The 15,236-nt window shown below is 68.9% G+C and carries 15 protein-coding genes; 7 read left to right on the forward strand and 8 right to left on the reverse strand.

Going from position 1 to position 15,236, the window contains the following annotated elements:
• Positions 1-61: 61 nt before the first annotated feature.
• Together AVR91_RS27385 and AVR91_RS27390 are read right to left on the reverse strand one after the other, a co-directional pair.
• The gene (locus tag AVR91_RS27385) at positions 62-1,273 is read right to left on the reverse strand and encodes an arginine deiminase (RefSeq protein WP_076857447.1); all 1,212 of its coding nucleotides are present in this window, start codon (positions 1,271-1,273) and stop codon (positions 62-64) included.
• 13 nt (positions 1,274-1,286) lie between these two features.
• On the reverse strand, positions 1,287-2,084 hold the full coding sequence (locus AVR91_RS27390) for a CPBP family intramembrane glutamic endopeptidase (RefSeq protein WP_063275958.1): 798 nt from the start codon (positions 2,082-2,084) through the stop codon (positions 1,287-1,289).
• A 23-nt stretch (positions 2,085-2,107) separates the two neighbouring features.
• On the opposite strand from AVR91_RS27390, the gene AVR91_RS27395 reads away from it, so the two are divergent.
• Entirely contained in the window at positions 2,108-2,569 is a 462-nt protein-coding gene (locus AVR91_RS27395; RefSeq protein ID WP_063275959.1) for a PPOX class F420-dependent oxidoreductase, read from the forward strand.
• On the opposite strand, the gene AVR91_RS27400 is transcribed toward AVR91_RS27395, so the two are convergent.
• Positions 2,566-3,357 (reverse strand): DUF2470 domain-containing protein, encoded by a 792-nt coding sequence (locus tag AVR91_RS27400; RefSeq protein WP_063275960.1) that lies wholly within the window; start codon positions 3,355-3,357, stop codon positions 2,566-2,568. The genes AVR91_RS27395 and AVR91_RS27400 overlap by 4 nt on opposite strands.
• A gap of 94 nt (positions 3,358-3,451) precedes the next feature.
• On the opposite strand from AVR91_RS27400, the gene AVR91_RS27405 reads away from it, so the two are divergent.
• Together AVR91_RS27405 and AVR91_RS27410 are read left to right on the forward strand one after the other, a co-directional pair.
• Positions 3,452-4,459 (forward strand): hypothetical protein, encoded by a 1,008-nt coding sequence (locus tag AVR91_RS27405; protein WP_063275961.1) that lies wholly within the window; start codon positions 3,452-3,454, stop codon positions 4,457-4,459.
• Positions 4,460-4,507: 48 nt separating this feature from the next.
• Complete coding sequence (locus AVR91_RS27410) at positions 4,508-5,569, forward strand: hypothetical protein (protein ID WP_143254118.1); 1,062 nt, start codon at positions 4,508-4,510, stop codon at positions 5,567-5,569.
• Here AVR91_RS27410 and AVR91_RS27415 read toward each other — a convergent pair.
• From AVR91_RS27415 to AVR91_RS27425, 3 genes are all read right to left on the reverse strand, one after another.
• A complete protein-coding gene (locus AVR91_RS27415) occupies positions 5,562-6,302 on the reverse strand; it encodes a hypothetical protein (protein ID WP_063275963.1) in 741 nt (246 codons plus the stop codon). The genes AVR91_RS27410 and AVR91_RS27415 overlap by 8 nt on opposite strands.
• A gap of 11 nt (positions 6,303-6,313) precedes the next feature.
• Positions 6,314-8,131, reverse strand: a complete 1,818-nt coding sequence (locus tag AVR91_RS27420; protein ID WP_063275964.1) for a substrate-binding and vWA domain-containing protein — start codon at positions 8,129-8,131, stop codon at positions 6,314-6,316.
• Between the two features lie 117 nt (positions 8,132-8,248).
• Positions 8,249-9,424 carry a homogentisate 1,2-dioxygenase gene (locus AVR91_RS27425; protein ID WP_016330605.1) on the reverse strand — a complete coding sequence of 392 codons (1,176 nt, stop codon included), beginning with the start codon at positions 9,422-9,424 and terminating at the stop codon, positions 8,249-8,251.
• An 85-nt stretch (positions 9,425-9,509) separates the two neighbouring features.
• Here AVR91_RS27425 and AVR91_RS27430 point away from each other — a divergent pair, with 85 nt between their 5' ends.
• Both AVR91_RS27430 and AVR91_RS27435 read left to right on the forward strand, forming a co-directional pair.
• Complete coding sequence (locus tag AVR91_RS27430; protein ID WP_016330606.1) at positions 9,510-10,364, forward strand: hypothetical protein; 855 nt, start codon at positions 9,510-9,512, stop codon at positions 10,362-10,364.
• A complete protein-coding gene (locus AVR91_RS27435) occupies positions 10,361-11,002 on the forward strand; it encodes an IclR family transcriptional regulator (protein WP_016330607.1) in 642 nt (213 codons plus the stop codon). Before AVR91_RS27430 ends, AVR91_RS27435 begins: the two co-directional genes overlap by 4 nt.
• Positions 11,003-11,006: 4 nt before the next feature.
• Here AVR91_RS27435 and AVR91_RS27440 read toward each other — a convergent pair whose 3' ends face one another.
• Positions 11,007-11,669 (reverse strand): DUF998 domain-containing protein, encoded by a 663-nt coding sequence (locus tag AVR91_RS27440; protein ID WP_143254119.1) that lies wholly within the window; start codon positions 11,667-11,669, stop codon positions 11,007-11,009.
• Between the two features lie 88 nt (positions 11,670-11,757).
• Positions 11,758-12,345, reverse strand: coding sequence for a TMEM165/GDT1 family protein (locus tag AVR91_RS27445; protein ID WP_063275965.1), 588 nt, complete (start codon positions 12,343-12,345; stop codon positions 11,758-11,760).
• Between the two features lie 188 nt (positions 12,346-12,533).
• Here AVR91_RS27445 and AVR91_RS27450 point away from each other — a divergent pair, with 188 nt between their 5' ends.
• Complete coding sequence (locus tag AVR91_RS27450) at positions 12,534-13,487, forward strand: S41 family peptidase (RefSeq protein ID WP_063275966.1); 954 nt, start codon at positions 12,534-12,536, stop codon at positions 13,485-13,487.
• Between the two features lie 81 nt (positions 13,488-13,568).
• Positions 13,569-15,080, forward strand: a complete 1,512-nt coding sequence (locus AVR91_RS27455) for a cytochrome ubiquinol oxidase subunit I (RefSeq protein WP_063275967.1) — start codon at positions 13,569-13,571, stop codon at positions 15,078-15,080.
• Positions 15,081-15,236: the final 156 nt, after the last annotated feature.

Consider the following 15,236-nt stretch of genomic DNA (forward strand, 5'->3'; position numbering starts at 1 on the left):
ATTAAGTAAGCCTTCCCTAATCAATGGAAATCAATTAGGGAAGGCTTACTTAATTTCTGTTTCAGATGCTTTCGCGCCGGATCGGGCACGACATGCAGCGCGGGCCGCCGCGGCCGGAGCCCAGCTCGGAGCCCGTGATGGCCAGGACCTCGATCCCGGCCTCCGCCAGGCGTGCGTTGGTTTCCACATTACGTTCGTACCCGACGACGACGCCCGGCGCGAGGGCGAGGGTGTTGTTCCCGTCGTCCCATTGCTCGCGTTCGGCGGTGACCGGATCGAGGCCGGTGTCGATGACGCGAAGCCGGTCGATTCCCATTGCTTCGGCGGCCGCGGTGAGGAATGGAGCCGGGCCTTCCACCTTCACCGAACCGTCGTCGGTCGGCCGCATGGTGAATGCGGTCAGCGAATCACGGGAAAGCGGATACATGACGACGGCGTCGGCCGCGACCATCGTGCAGACGGTGTCCAGATGCATGGTCGCGCGGGTCTGCTGGATCGGGACGGCGAGCACGGTGTGCGCGATCCCGTCGGCGAACACCGACCGGGCGAGGGATTCCGCGCCGGCCGCGGTCGTCCGCTCGCCGACGCCGATGGCGAGGACGCCCGGCGAGAGCAGCATGACGTCGCCGCCCTCGATCGGCGCCGAATGCGCGCCGTACGCGCGGGACGCGTGCCGGAACCACGGGTGATAGGCGTAGATGAGGTCCAGTACGGCGGTTTCGCGGACACGGGCGGGCATGGTGAGCGAGGAGACCGCGACCCGGTCGCCGATCCACGCGGACGAGTCACGGGTGAACAGCAGGTTCGGCAGCGGATCGACGGCGAAGTCGTTCGGGTGGTTCATCAGCCGGACCAGTGAGGCGCCCTCGGCGGCTGGCAGTTCCTCGAAGGTCATTCCGGCCATCAGGACCTCGGCCAGCGTCGCCGGGGCCGCGCTCGACAGGTGGGAGCGGAGCGAATCGGCCAGGTCGGGCCCGAGCCGCCGCTCGTCGACGGCCGCGTGCACGCCCGCCGCGTGGGCGCGGGTGTCCGAGAGCGCCGTGCGCAGCGCGTCGGCCAGCAGCAGCACCTCGACACCGCGGCCGCGCAGCACCTCGGCGAACGCGTCGTGCTCCTCCTGCGCGCGGTCCACCCACGGGATGGAATCGAACAGGAGCTGGTCGTTGTTGCGAGGCGTGAGCCTTTTGAGCTCGTTGCCGGGCCTGTGCAGCAGCACCGCACGCAGGGGGCCGACTTCGCTGTCAACTCGGGGTGGAGTCGTCTCGTCAATCACGGTTTCACACTAGCTAGGGAAGCCAGGAAACTCGCCCTTTGAGCAGCGCGTATCCGACGAAGGAAACGAAATCCAGCGCGGTGTGCGCGGCGATCAGCGGCCACAGCCGGTTCGTCTTCTGCCACAGCCTGCCGAACACCAGGCCCATCACGACGTTGCCGACGAAACCGCCGAAACCCTGATACAGGTGATAAGAGCCGCGAAGCACCGAAGACGCGACAAGCGCGGTGTTCTCGCGCCAGCCGAGCTGCCGTAGCCGGGTCAGCAGGTACGCGACGACGAGCACCTCTTCGGCGAACGCGTTCCCGAAGGCCGACAACGTCAGCGTGATCGGACGCCACCACGTCTCGCCCAAAGTGGACGGTTGCACCGACAGGCTGAACCCGAGGCTGTAGGAGAGGAAATACAGTCCCAGCCCCGGAATCCCGATCACCGCGGCGAGCAGGAGCCCGTGGACGACGTCGCGGCCGGGCCGCCTTTTGTCGAGCCCGATCTCCGCCAGCTTCATCCCGCCGCGCCACAACAGGTACAGCCCGAGCGCTCCCCAGCCGACCAGCTGGCCGGCGCTCAGGAGCTGCTTGAGCAGGTCTACCAGGCTCAGGGTCGCCTGGGGGACGTTCAGCTGGGCCTGTTGCTGCGCCAGCGGCACCGGCTGCAGCAGCGAGTCCACAAGGGACAGCAGACTGCGTAGCCCGGACAGGCCGAGGGTGATGCCGAAGACGACGACCAGTTCGATGACGATCGCGCGGCGGCGCGCCGGATCTTCCACGAATTCCGGCAGCGCCGGGCGTTCGGGACGCAGCCAGCTCATCGGCCGCACGTTACCGTCGGGTCATGCCAAGGAGTATCGCGACCAACGAAACCGTCGACCGGGCCGCGCTCGTCGACTTCCTGTCCACCCGTCACCGCGCCATCCTCATGACCACCAAGGCCGACGGCGGACCCCAGCTTTCCCCGGTGACCTGCGGAGTCGACGCGGAAGGCCGCTTGGTCATCTCCACCTATCCGAAGCGGGCGAAGGTCGTCAACATCCGGCGCGAGCCGAAGGTGTCCGCCTGTGTCCTGTCCGACGAGTGGAACGACCAGTGGGTGCAGCTGAACGGCACCGCCGAGGTACTCGACCTCCCCGACTCGGTCGAGCCGCTGGTCGACTACTTCCGCGCGATCTCCGGTGAGCATCCCGACTGGGACGAATACCGCGAAGCGATGGTGAAGCAGGGCAAGAGCATCATCCGCGTCACCATCGAATCGTGGGGTCCGATCGCCAAGGGCGGGTTCCCGGCGGAACTCGCCTAACCCTGGGGGAAGTAGGGGCAGCCGACCAGACGGCGGATCTCGCCGCTCAACTGCTGCGGCCCTTCGACCGGCCGCGAGAACGCGAGCCGGACGTCGTGGTCGCCGGAGTCGGCCTCGACGCGCAACCGCAGGCCGTAGCGGTCCAGCCCCAGTGGCCGGATCCAGCCGCCGCGCAGTTCGGCGGGCACGTGCTTGGCGAGCTGCTGGACGACGTCGGCGTGGTCGGTCTCCAGATGCCGCAGCCACGCGGCCTCGTAGTCGTGGAACGGATCCGGCGGCGCGGCACTGAACATATGCGGACGGAGCGAGTGGGTGCCCTCGGCGTCCGCGAGCACCAGCGACGCCGGAGTCAGCCTCAGCAGCGTCAGGCCGTGCCCGACGTCCAGCAGCCGCTCGTCCGGGCGGGTTTCGGCGATGGAGACCGCACGGGCCCGCGCCGACACCTCGGAAAGCGGCCGGAGCCAGCCGGTGATCCACAGCAGCCCGCGGATGGGCTCGCGCAGGTCGACCGGCGCCTGATCGGTCAGTTCGACCATCACCGCGAGCTCGCCGCGCTGTGCCTCGTGCGCGCGTTTCACCAGGTGGTGCTCGTCCGGCAGCAGGATGCTGACGCTGCCGCTCGTGTGCACGTGGTGCAACTCCGGGATGACACGGCCGCACTGTCCGGGCAGGTCACGCTGCTCGGCGGTCGGCATCAGCGTCGCCGGCCCGTTGCGGGTGGCGATCGTCTTCGCGCGTTCCGCGGGGTTCGGCGCCGGCGGGCGGCGGATGGACGTCGGTGTGGTCACGGCTCACCTCCTACTTAGGTGAGCCTAACCTGATCTGGCCGCCGAGTGGAAGTAGCCTGGATCACGTCTCACCGCACGCGTATACGTTCACCTGGTGGAAGACCACAGAATCCGGGTGCTCGAACCACCCGAAGGGATTCCGGCGAAGAACATGCCGGTCCTGACAGCCCTTCTCGACCGCAGCACCCTGACCGCCGGGACGATCACCGTCGCGACCGGACTGCTCGTGGTGCTGGGTGCCGTGCTCGCGGTTTCCGGGGGCTACGGGATCGCCGTGCCCTCGGCCCTCCTTGTCCTCATGACACCGTCCGCGCTCTACTTCGGCTACTCCGCCCTTGCCGGATCCTCGTCGATGCGGAAGCTGACCGGCAAACCGTTCCGCCTGGTGAGCGGGCTGGACGGCGCCCTCGTCGCCGGTTCACGGGTGAGCGTTCCCCTGGACGGGCGGTGGCTCGTCATGCGGCTCCCCGTCCCGCTCCTGGCACAACTCGCGGCCCGGCGGCGGCTCTGGGTGCTCGGCCGGTTCTTCGTGCTGCCCGGTGTCGTCGTCCCGCGTCGCGGCGCTGTCCGCGACAAGCCGGTGAAGGGCTCGGTCCCGTTCGCCTTCGAACCGGTGTCACCGGGCCGCATGCTCGCGACGCAGCGGCGACTTCTCTCGGCGTACTACTTCATCGGTGTCGTGATGCTGCTCGTCGCGAGCGCGTTCGGTTTCTGGACGTCGGCGGACTATCCGCGGCGGGACAGCGTCGTGGTGAGGAGCGCGTCGGTTTTCGGCTACGGCTGCGCGGTGGGTGCCGTCGGGCTCGCGATCGTCGCCGTGGTGCTGCTCAGGAAGCTGCCCGAGCCGCGGTGGACCGAACTCGCCGTCGTGTCCGGGCCGGCGTCGGTCAACCTCTTCGGCATGGTCACGTGCAAGGGCCGGACCGTCCTGCCCGGCGGTCGCGAGGTCACCGTCACCGCCGGCGGTTCGGATCCGTCGCTGGCCGCCAACATCGCCGCGACCGGACGGCTGTGGGTGCTCGGCGAACCGGCGGCCGGGAAGACGGCGCAGGCCGGAGTGCCGGGGTACGCGGTTTTCGGGCCGGTCAGATTCGGGCGGTAACGCGCCCTGATCCCCACGCGATCCACAGGCGGGGATCAGGGGGAGAAAATGCACGATTCGTCAGTTTCGCGTGTCCGTGTGCTCGAACCGCTTCGCGATCAGCTGGCGGTCGCCATGCCGGTCTTCGGCTCCGTGCTGGGAGCCATGCGCGGGGCCCGTGCTTTGTGGATCGTCGTGCCCTTGGCCGCGCCGGGGATGCCCGCCGCTTATCTGAGCGGACGTCTCGGTATCGCTCCGATGGTGGTGTTCCTCGCCCTCACGACGCCGGTGGTGTGCTGGGGGCTGTGGCGGTCGATCCCTTGGAAGGCCTTCTCCGAACTGGCGCGCAAGGCGCCGTTCCGCGAACTGTCCTTACCGCCGGAAGGGCTTTTCGCTGACAGGGCGAAGGTCTACTTCCAGCTTCCCGACGCGGATTCCGCGTGGGCCGAGGTCCGGCTGCCGAAAGCCGCCCGGCTTCAGCTCCAGGCACAGCGGCGGGTGTGGCTCCTCGGGCCCGACGAGAAGGGGCGCCGGTTCCTGCAGTTGCCGGGCGTCCTGTGGCCGCATCGGGTGAAGGTGGTGCCGGGCCTGCCCGGCGGCGCGGTGCGGCAGGACGAGGTCGAGCAGCGCATCGTCCCGCCCGAAGAGGACGTGGTCCTGATCGCGCACCGGCAACGGATCGTCCGTGGGATCCGCGTCTCGTTCGCGGCGGCGGTGCTCGTCTTCGTTCTTCTCGCGACGGTCCAGGTCTTCGCGGTCGTCGACGACGTGTCCAGAGCAGGCTCGGGAATCGCGCTTCTGACGCTCTACTCGATCGTGTTCCTGGCCTGGGGTACCGAGGCGGTCAAGGGGATGCTGAAACCGCTGCCGCGGGGGAAATGGACCGAGCTGGTCGCCGTTCCCCACCGGCCGCCGCAGATCGGCGGCACGGGCCTGGCGACCCTGGCCTGCCGGGTCCAGTGGCCCAACGGCTGGTGGAGCGACATCTTCCTGTCCAAGGTGGACCCGGCGCTCGCCGCGGACATCTTCGCCACCCAACGGATCTGGATCCTCGGGGAACCGTTCCGCGGTGCCACCACGTTCGCCGGCGTTCCCGGCCACGCCGTCCTCGGCCGCGTCAGATTCAACTGAGCGAGCGCCGCGTCGCCTCCTCGGTCTCCACGACACCCCGCCGGATCCCTTCCAGCTGCTCGCTCAGCTCGCCGATCGTGGTGGTGTCGAGCAGTGAATCGCCGGTGGCGGCCGAAAGTTCGGCCGCCCTGGCGACCAGGCCGTCGAGGCCGAGCGCGCCGGAGCGCAGCTGTGCCAGCAGTTTCCGTTGCGCGCTCGAAAGCCGGGTGTGCACGTCTTCCTGTGCCTGCACCGATTCGAGCGACTGGTTCAGGTCGCCGCGGATGTCGTCGTCGGCCGTCTTCAATTCCTTGCGCAGCCGGGCTTTCTCGGCCGACACCGCGCCGAGGTCCACACGCGCCAAAGCCTTCCCGGTGGAGGACGTGCGCGCGGCCAGCCGCCGGAGGGTGTCGACGGTTTCCTGTACCAGCGGCTCCATCGCGGCCACCCGATCCGCGAGCGGACCGGAGCCGAGCGAAGCGGAAATCGAGCGGAAGCCGTCGGCCGCCGCTTCCGCGCGCCGCACCCAGCCCGCCTCGGGTGAGCCCGGCTCGACGTCGGGAAGCGGCCGTTCTTCGGGCTCCGGCAGCGGTTTCGGTCGGGTGGCGGCGGCGACCCCGGCCCGGGCGGCGAGCACGGTCACGCCGACACCGAGCGCGGCGAGCACCGGCAGCTGCACGGCCCAGGCCGCGCCCGCCGACGTCGCCGCGAGGAGCAGTCCCCACGGTTCGGCGAGCTCACGGATGAAGCGCATATCCGAGGATCTCAGAAATTCGAGATCACGGCGGTGAAGACCTGATCGATCGAGTCCGGTTTGGACGAGTCGTACCCGACGCCCTGGGTGGTCTCGGCGATCTCCTTGAGCACGTTCAGATCCGCGTCCGAGCCGTAGGCGATGGTGAACAGCCGCACCGCCTCGCCACCGCCCTCGGTCCGCAGCTGCCCGACCAGGTTCGGCAGATCGATCCCGCCAGGGTCCTCGTTCCGGCCGTCGGTGAGCACGACGACCGCGTTGATCGCGTTCGGATCCAGCCGCTGCTTCATGAACTCGTAGGCCGCCAGCGACGAGTCGTAGAGCCCCGTCCCGTTCTGCGGGGTCAGCCCGTTCAGCCGCGACGCCAGCTCCTGCCTGCCCGGTTCACCGCCGATCGGCGACACCGGCCGGAGTTCGACATAGTCCTTGTCGCCGTCCAGTTTCGTCGAGAACATCCACAGCCCGACCTTGTCGGCGTCGCTGAACTGCGGCAACGACGCCACGGCGGCCTGCTTCGCGAGATCCATCTTGTTCTTGCCGGTCCCGCTGACGCCGTCGCCCATCGACCCGGAGACGTCGACGACCAGCAGCACGTTCGCCTTCTTCCGCAGGTCCTTCCACGACTTCAGCACCTCGGTCAGCACCGGCGGGCTCGGCGGGCGGATCAGGTTGAGCTTCGAGTCCGGCTCGGCGCCGTTCTCCTTCGTGGTCTGAGACCCGGGCCTCCCGTCGAACGTGCGGAAGCCGATGTCGCTGAACTTCTGCTGCGCTTCGGGGCCGCGCAGATGCGCGAGGAAGTCCGCCGAGACCTGCTTGCGGATGTCGTCGGTCCAGTTCAGCACGGTGAACGGGTGATCGGAGTTGAGCGTGCCGTCGCTCGGGTAGATCCCGACGAGGGGCACCTTCGGCGGCGCGTGCTGACCGCGTTTCGCCGGATCGTTCGTGGGATTGCCCTGGTTGTACCCGACGAGCGAGTTCTCCTCGACCGTCACCGCCGAGATGTACGACATCGCGGCGCCGCGGTCGTCGGCCTTCTGCAGATTCGTCAGGAACGTCAGCGTGTTGTCGCCGTAGTGGACGATGGCCTGCTCGACGTTCTGCACGAAGGTCCGCGCCTCGGGCTTCGCGAGCGCGTTCGCGGTGAGGTCCGAAGACGTGCCCGTCGCCGCGTAATAGGCGCCGATGGTGGCGTTCAGGCCGGAGGTCGAGATATTCGGATTCGTCTTGCCCAGCCGGAACTTCCCCCATTCCGGATGGCCGTATTTCGCCCAGCCCTGCGGATCCGTGGCGAGCGCGGCGAGATCCTTCCAGCCGATGCCCTTGCCCGGCCAACCGAGCGCTTCGGCCATCGGCTTCGGCATCGCGACGACCAGCGGCGCGTTCGCGACGGACTCGGGCTCGCCCTCCGGCACCAGCGCGGGGTGATCGGAGCCGGTGAGGTTCTGGCGCAACAGGTTCACCCAGCCGGCCGCGGCGGGCGTCCAGACGTCCGGCCGCGGGCCGTCCACCGCCTCGTTCCAGCCGCGGGCCAGCGCCTGCATCGCGGTGCCGGACGATTTCGACTGCACGAGCACGTCGACACAGCGCCCGGCCACCGTGCGGCCGCTGTACCCCTTGGCGATTTCGGCGACCACGCCCGCCTTCTCCGGCGATGACGACACCTGGAGCTTGACCGCGTCGCCCGTCGTGCACTTCGCTTCCGCGGCCTCCTCACCGGAGTCGCTCGTGAGCGCGCGCAGACCGATGATCAACCCGATCGCGACCACCGCGGCGGCCACGAACGCCAGGACCTTCCGGCCGCCGCGGGACTGCCCTGGATTCACGACCATGGAGAACCTCCCGGTGAGAAACACCGATTATCCGGAGGTTTCGCCTTGCCGGGCTTGGCGTTGCCGAACCGTTGCGGCCATGGCGGTACTTATCCCGCCATGGCCGCGACGGGGAAATCAGGCACCAGGGCCCCGGCCGGACCAGGTCCACGCGTAGCCGTGATCCTCCGACGCGTCCGCCGCCTCGCCGAGGTCCAGCGGCGCGAAGGTGTCCACCATGACCGCGGTCTCGTCGAAGAACTGCGCGCCGATCGACGCCTCCGCCGCCCCGGGCTGCGGCCCGTGCGTGAAACCGGACGGGTGCAGCGAAAGCGAGCCGACCTCGATCCCGGAACCCTTGCGCGCCTCGTAGTTCCCGCGGACGTAGAACATCAGCTCGTCCGAGTCGACGTTCGCGTGGTTGTACGGCACCGGGATCGACTCGGGGTGGTAGTCGACCTTGCGCGGGCAGAACGAGCAGACCACGAAGTTCGGGCCCTCGAACGTCTGGTGCACGGGCGGCGGCTGGTGCACGCGGCCGGTGATGGGCTCGAAGTCGTCGATGTTGAACACCCACGGGTACAGGCAGCCGTCCCAGCCGACGACGTCGAACGGATGGGTCGCGTAGGTGTAGCGCGTCAGCCCCGCACGGTGGCGCACGAGGACCTCGACGTCGGTGCCGTCGACGACCAGCGGCTCGGACGGCCCGCGGATGTCGCGCTCGCAGTACGGCGAGTGCTCCAGGAACTGGCCCTTCGCCGACAGGTACCGCTTCGGCGGGCCGATGTGGCCGCGCGCCTCGATGGTCAGCAGCTTGACCCCGTCGTCACCGTGCGGGAGCACGCGATAGGTGCACGACGTCGGGATGACGAGGTAGTCGCCGTCGCCGACCTCCAGCGAGCCGTAGATCGTCTCCACGGTCGCGCTGCCACCCTGGACGTAGAACAGCTCGTCGCCCGCCGCGTTGCGGTACAGCGGCGAAGGTTTGGTCGCGTGGACGAAGCCGATGGTGACGTCGGCGTTGCCGAACAGCCGCCGCCGGTCGGTGACCGCGTCGGCGTCGCCGAACTTGAGGTCGTGGGTCTTGAAGGCGCGGGGCTTGAGCGGGTGGTTCGGGGTGATCGGCCCGCGCTCGTCCTCGATCGCGACGGCGTCGACGATGGCGGTGGGCAGGCCGCGGTGGTAGAGCAGTGCCGAGTCCGCCGAGAAGCCCTCGACACCCATCAGTTCCTCGGCGTACAGGCCCCCGTCGGGCTTGCGGAACGCCGTGTGGCGCTTGTGCGGGATCTCGCCTACCTGCCGGTAGTAAGGCATCGGAATCTCCCCGGAACGTGTCCGTTGTGCGAACGATTTTGTCCTGATGTCGTACGCTACTAGCGTGTCAGTCGTGTCAAGCGCTGTGGAACTCACGCCACCCGGCCCCCGAGGAATCCCTCCCCTGTTCGCGCGGCTCGTCGACGACTCGGCGTTGTTCCCGCCCGGTGAGGCGTCCATGCCCGAAGCGCTGCGTGCGCACTTCGCGTCGAGGGCCGGTGAGCACTCCGGCGTCCTCGGTGTGTTCCTGTGCCAGGCGTCGCGGCTGCCCGAGCTCATCACCGAACTCATCAAGATCAAACCCAAGGAACCGCTGCCGCTGTCGCTGATCATCGACACCGGCCTCGGCGGGGTCCCGAAGGCGATCTCGATCGTCGAATCGCGCAGCGAGATCCTCAGCCTGCGCATGGTCGAGATGCCGGCGCCGTCGGACGTCGACGAGGTCTGGCTGGAGCGCGTCTCCGAGTTCGTGCCCGAGGACGTCATCCGCGTGGTCGAGCCGCGGCGCGGCGTCGGCTGGCTCGACGGCGTGCGGAAGGTGATCGAGCACGGCAGCTGGCCGAAGATCCGCTGCGGCGGCAAGGCGGGCGAGAACTTCCCCAGCGTCGACGAGGTCGCCGACTTCCTCGCCGTGGTCAGCGGCTCGACCGGGGCCTCGTTCAAGGCGACGAACAGCCTGCACCGCGCCGTCCGGCACACCGAGGAGTCGAGCGGCTTCACCCATCACGGGTTCCTGAACCTGATCGTGGCGTCCGCGCGCTGCCTCTCCGGCGGCGACGTGCGCGCCGCCCTCGAATCGACCGACGGCGCCGCGCTGGCCGCCGAGGCCAAGGGGATGTCGGACGAGGCGGCGAAGGCCGTTCGCGGGCTCTTCGCGTCCTACGCGGCGGCCTCGTTCGACGAGCCGGTCGCCGACCTCGGGGAACTCGGGTTGTTGTGACTCGTGAAGGGTCGCTGACCCTGGACAGAGGGCTCGCGCTGCTGCAAGCGGTCGCGGACGCCGGTGGCGAGGCGGCGACGATCTCCGAACTCGCCGTCGCCATCGGCGCGAGCCGGGCCGCCGTCTACCGGCTGCTCGTCCCGCTGTCCGAACGCGGCCTGGTGTGGCGCGACGGCAACAAGGTGCGGCTGGGCGTCGGCCTGCTCCGGCTCGCCGGGCAGGTCCTCCCGCAGCTGCGCGAGGCCGCACGGCCGGTGCTGCGCGAGCTGGCGGAGAAGGTCGGCGCGACGGCGCACCTGTCGGTCGCGCAGGGGGACCAGGCGCAGGCCGTCGCCGTCGTCGAACCGTCGTGGACGAGTTTCCACGTGGCCTACCGCGTCGGCACCCGCCATCCGCTGTCCGCCGGCGCGGCCGGCAAGGCGATGACACTGCGTCCCGGCGGCGGCGAAGGCTGGGTCACCTCGTCGGGTGAGCTGGAGGCGGGCGCCTCCGGGGTCGCCGCACCCGTGCGCGGTGTGCCGGGCCTGAAGGCCAGTGTCGGCGTCGTGTCCCTCGAGCCGCTGGACGCCTCCGTGGTCGGGCCCGCGGTCGTCGCGGCCGCCGTCCGGCTGGCCGAGGTGCTGAAGCAGCCCGAATAGGGCGTCAGCGGTGGCTGAGCAGCGGGCGCACCATCGTCGCCAGCAGCGTGAGGTCGACCGCGAACAGCAGCCGCTCGAACAGGCCGAGCGTGACTTCCTGGTGCGACGGGCCGGTGAGCATCGTCCAGACGAAGCCGCCGAGCACGATCACCACCGCGGCGAAGCTGGCCACCGAAAGCCGCCGGATCGTCGTGCGGCGCGGCTCCCACGGGCAGCGCGCGCGGCCGGGGCGGGTCAGCACCCAGGCGGCGGTGGGCAGCGCGAGGAAGGCCGCCAGGGCGGCGTAGTTGTGGATCTGGCCTGCCAGCGACCGGGCCTGGCCCTCGGGGTCGACGGGGACGAGCGCGAGGACGAACAACCCGGCGCACCACACGCCGAGCAGGACGAGGACGGACTCGTAGCCCTTGCGGTGCGCCTTCGCGATCCCGCCGAGCAGGGCGAGCGAACCGAACCCCAGCGCCAGGCACATCGCGCCGAACAACGGGGCCGCCGTCGAACCGGGCGAAAGATAGCCGTAGACGTACTCGGACAGCGTCTGCCAGATCGGGCTCACCTGGCTCGACAGCCTCAGGTGCAGATCGATCGAGATGGCGACGGCGACGGCCATGCCGAAGACCGCGAGCCTGCCGTGCACAGGGGAGACGGCGAGTGTCTTCGGCGAGGTCACGACCGGTTTCTCCTGGCACGTCGGGGCGGGTGTTCACCTTTTCGTTCCCGAAAGGTTACCCGGCGAACCTGTGAAAACCCCGTGCGCCTCAGAAGACGAGCTGGGCCAGCGCGAACAGGGAGAACCCGGCGAAGACGAAGCCCGCGACGCGCTGGATGAGCTTCGGGCGGATCCGGCTGCGGACCTTCGCGCCGATGAAGACGGCCAGACCGGCGACGGCGACCAGGGCGACGAAGGAGCCGAGGCCGACCGCGAACGGGTTGCCGAAGCGAGCCGTGAGGCTGGCCGTCGCGAGCTGGGACGCGTCGCCCCACTCGGCGGCGAAGAGCACGCCGAACGACGTCAGCGCGGAGCGGAGGAAGGTCGCCGGGCCGGGGCCGGAACGCGAGGCGTCCTCTCCGCCGTCCTTGGCGGGACTGAACCCTTCGCGAAGAAGCATGTACGCGCCGACGCCGAACATTCCGGCGACGATCGCGGTCACCAGCGCCTCCGGCAGCAAAGTGAGCACACTGCCGAACGTGGCCGCGATCGCGGATTGCACGGCGAATGCGGCGGTGACCCCGACGAATACCGGCCACGCGCGGAAACGAGTGGTGAGAACCAAAGTGGCGACAAGGGTCTTATCCGGCAGCTCCACGGCCAGTACCAGGCCGAACGCGCTGATCAGCGCCAGCATCGAGCTAGACATGATGGTTCTTCACCCCTTTCACTGCAACGATAAAGGGGCGATTCAGAGAAAGGCAAGCTGATGGCTTTTCCGAATCGGACGGCGTGTGCGGGCGAATTGTATTCCTCGGCCGGGCGGAATTGAGTTTTCGGCAAACCGAATTCTTTTTTCAGGCTTCGCTGGTAGCGTCGCCGGCCATGGACGAGAGAGCGCGGATCGAAGACGTGTGCAGGCGCCTGCAGGACCACTACGTGTTCCCGGACGTCGCCGAGAAGCTGACGGTGTTCCTCCGGGCGAGGCTGGGCGACGGCGTGTACGCGGGGCTCGACGATCAGGCGTTCGCCGTCGCGGTCACCGAAGACCTGCAGTCGGTCAACGGGGACAAGCATCTGCGGCTACGGCACCACGTCGACCCACTGCCCGAGGTGGACGGGGAGTCGTTCGATCCCGAGGAGTACCGGCGTGAAGCGGAACTGAACGGCCACGGCATCGCGTCGGCGCGGCGGCTGGCCGGGAACGTCGGCTACCTGGAGACCAAGCTGTTCTACGGGCCGGACATCGCGGGCGAGGCCCTCGCCGCGGCGATGACGCTGCTCGCGACCACCGACGCGCTGCTCATCGACGTCCGGGAGAACCGGGGCGGCGACCCGTCCGCGGTCGCGCTGCTGATCAGCTACCTCGTCGGCGAGCCCGTCCACTTCAACAGCATCTATCTGCGCGACGGCGACGTGACCAACCAGTTCTGGACGCAGCCGTACGTACCGGGCCGCAAGTTCGGCCCGGACAAGCCGGTGTGGGTGCTGACCGGGCCGACGACGTTCTCCGGTGCCGAGGACCTGAGCTACTCGCTGCAGCAGCTGGGGCGGGCGAAGACGGTGGGCGAGGTCACCGGCGGCGGGGCGAATCCGCGGAAGCAGTACAAAGTGGACACCCATCTGGATGTCACCGTCCCGGGTGGACGCGCCGTGAACCCGGTCACGGGGACCAACTGGGAAGGCGTCGGCGTCCAGCCCGATATCGCCGTCGCCGTCGAGGATGCTTTCGACACGGCGTACGCGTTGGCGCTGGCCCACGTGCTGACACTGGGGGACACGGGTCTGCGGCGGCAGGTCGCCGATGAGGCGCGTCTCACGCTCGCCAGCCTCGGCTGACCAGGGCGCGGGACCTACGTCCCGGCGAGATCGGGACCACTTGAACTGGCGGGCTCATCGGGCGTTGAGCAGGCTTGAGGCGTGGAGGTTCTCGATCTCGCTCGGTGGCAGTTCGGCATAACCACCGTCTATCACTTCCTGATGGTCCCGCTGACCATCGGGCTTTCGGTCCTGGTCGCCGGGATGCAGACGGCGTGGGTCCGCACGGGTGATCAGCGGTACCTGAAGATGACCAAGTTCTGGGGGAAACTCCTGCTGGTCAACTTCGCGATGGGCGTGGTCACCGGCATCGTGCAGGAGTTCCAGTTCGGGATGAACTGGAGCGCGTACTCGCGGTTCGTCGGCGACGTGTTCGGCGCGCCGCTGGCGATGGAAGGGCTCGTCGCGTTCTTCGTCGAGTCGACCTTCCTGGGGCTGTGGATCTTCGGCTGGGACAAGCTGCCGAAGAAGGTCCACCTGGCGTGCGCGTGGGCGTATTCGCTGGCGACCGTGGCGTCCGCGTACTTCATCCTGGCGGCGAACTCGTGGATGCAGCATCCGGTCGGGGTCGAGTTCGTCGACGGGAAGCCGACGATGAACTCGATCTGGGCGGTGCTGACGAACAACACCGCGCTGGCCGCGATCCCGCACACACTCGCGGGCGCGTTCTCGGTGGCGGCGGCGTTCCTGGTCGGCGTGGCCGGCTGGCAGCTGTGGCGCAAGCGTTCGGAGGACGACGAGCACCGCGCGGTGTGGCGTTCGTCGTTGCGTCTCGGCGGCTGGACCGGCGTGGTGGCGTTCGCGGTGCTGGCGATCACCGGCGACCTGCAGGGCAAGCTGATGTTCGAGCAGCAGCCGATGAAGATGGCGTCGGCGGAAGCGTTGTGCCATACGGAGAAACCGGCGAGTTTCTCGATCATCGCGATCGGCGACGTGCGGAACGCGAATTGTGAGGACGTCAAGACCTTCACCGTGCCCGCGCTGCTCTCGTTCCTGGCGCACAACGACTTCACGACCGAGGTCAAGGGCGTGGAGAACCTGATCACCGAGTATCAGGCGAAATACGGCACGCACTACCCGGACGACCCGCAGCTCGGCTCGCTCGCGGGCAAACCGATCGACTACGTGCCGAGCCTGCCGGTGACCTACTGGGGCTTCCGCGCGATGATCGGCTTCGGCGCGATCTCGGCCGGGATCGGGGTGCTCGCGCTCTGGCTGACCCGGCGCGGGCGGATCCCCGGGCAACGCTGGTTCCCGTGGCTGGTGCTCGGCGGGATCGCGACGCCGTTCATCGGCAACAGCGCCGGCTGGATCTTCACCGAGATGGGCCGTCAGCCGTTCGTGGTGGTGCCGAACCCGACCGGCGTCGACGGGGTGTGGATGTTCACGGCACAGGCCGTCTCGAAGTTGTCCACAGGTGAGGTGTGGACTTCGCTGATCGCTCTGACGACCGTCTACGCGGTGCTCGGCGTGGTCGAGGTCTACCTGATGCGCAAGTACGTCCGGGGCGGCGTCGACGCCGTCATGCCACCGAAGAAACCGGCCTCGACCAGCAAGAACAGCGACTCGGAAGGCGGTGACGGCGATGATGACGCGCTGGCCTTCGCCTACTGATCGCCTCTTACCCTCACGTACCCAGCCCCCCGCCCTTCCCGGGGGACGGCCCCGCACCCAGCGTATCGGGGGTATCGCTCAGGCGGGTTACCCACAGCCGATCTGTGGACAACTTGCGCGGTTGTGGATAACTCAGGGCGACCGGGGGGCGAGGGG

Origin of the sequence: Amycolatopsis keratiniphila subsp. keratiniphila, from assembly GCF_001620365.2 — a bacterium.
GTDB lineage: Bacteria > Actinomycetota > Actinomycetes > Mycobacteriales > Pseudonocardiaceae > Amycolatopsis > Amycolatopsis keratiniphila.

Coding starts and splice junctions, on each gene's coding strand:
- AVR91_RS27390 (WP_063275958.1), bottom strand. CDS start 2,084: ATGAGCTGGCTGCGTCCCGAACGCCCGGCGCTGCCGGAATTCGTGGAA.
- AVR91_RS27395 (WP_063275959.1), top strand. CDS start 2,108: ATGCCAAGGAGTATCGCGACCAACGAAACCGTCGACCGGGCCGCGCTC.
- AVR91_RS27410 (WP_143254118.1), top strand. CDS start 4,508: ATGCACGATTCGTCAGTTTCGCGTGTCCGTGTGCTCGAACCGCTTCGC.
- AVR91_RS27415 (WP_063275963.1), bottom strand. CDS start 6,302: ATGCGCTTCATCCGTGAGCTCGCCGAACCGTGGGGACTGCTCCTCGCG.
- AVR91_RS27420 (WP_063275964.1), bottom strand. CDS start 8,131: ATGGTCGTGAATCCAGGGCAGTCCCGCGGCGGCCGGAAGGTCCTGGCG.
- AVR91_RS27425 (WP_016330605.1), bottom strand. CDS start 9,424: ATGCCTTACTACCGGCAGGTAGGCGAGATCCCGCACAAGCGCCACACG.
- AVR91_RS27445 (WP_063275965.1), bottom strand. CDS start 12,345: ATGCTGGCGCTGATCAGCGCGTTCGGCCTGGTACTGGCCGTGGAGCTG.
- AVR91_RS27450 (WP_063275966.1), top strand. CDS start 12,534: ATGGACGAGAGAGCGCGGATCGAAGACGTGTGCAGGCGCCTGCAGGAC.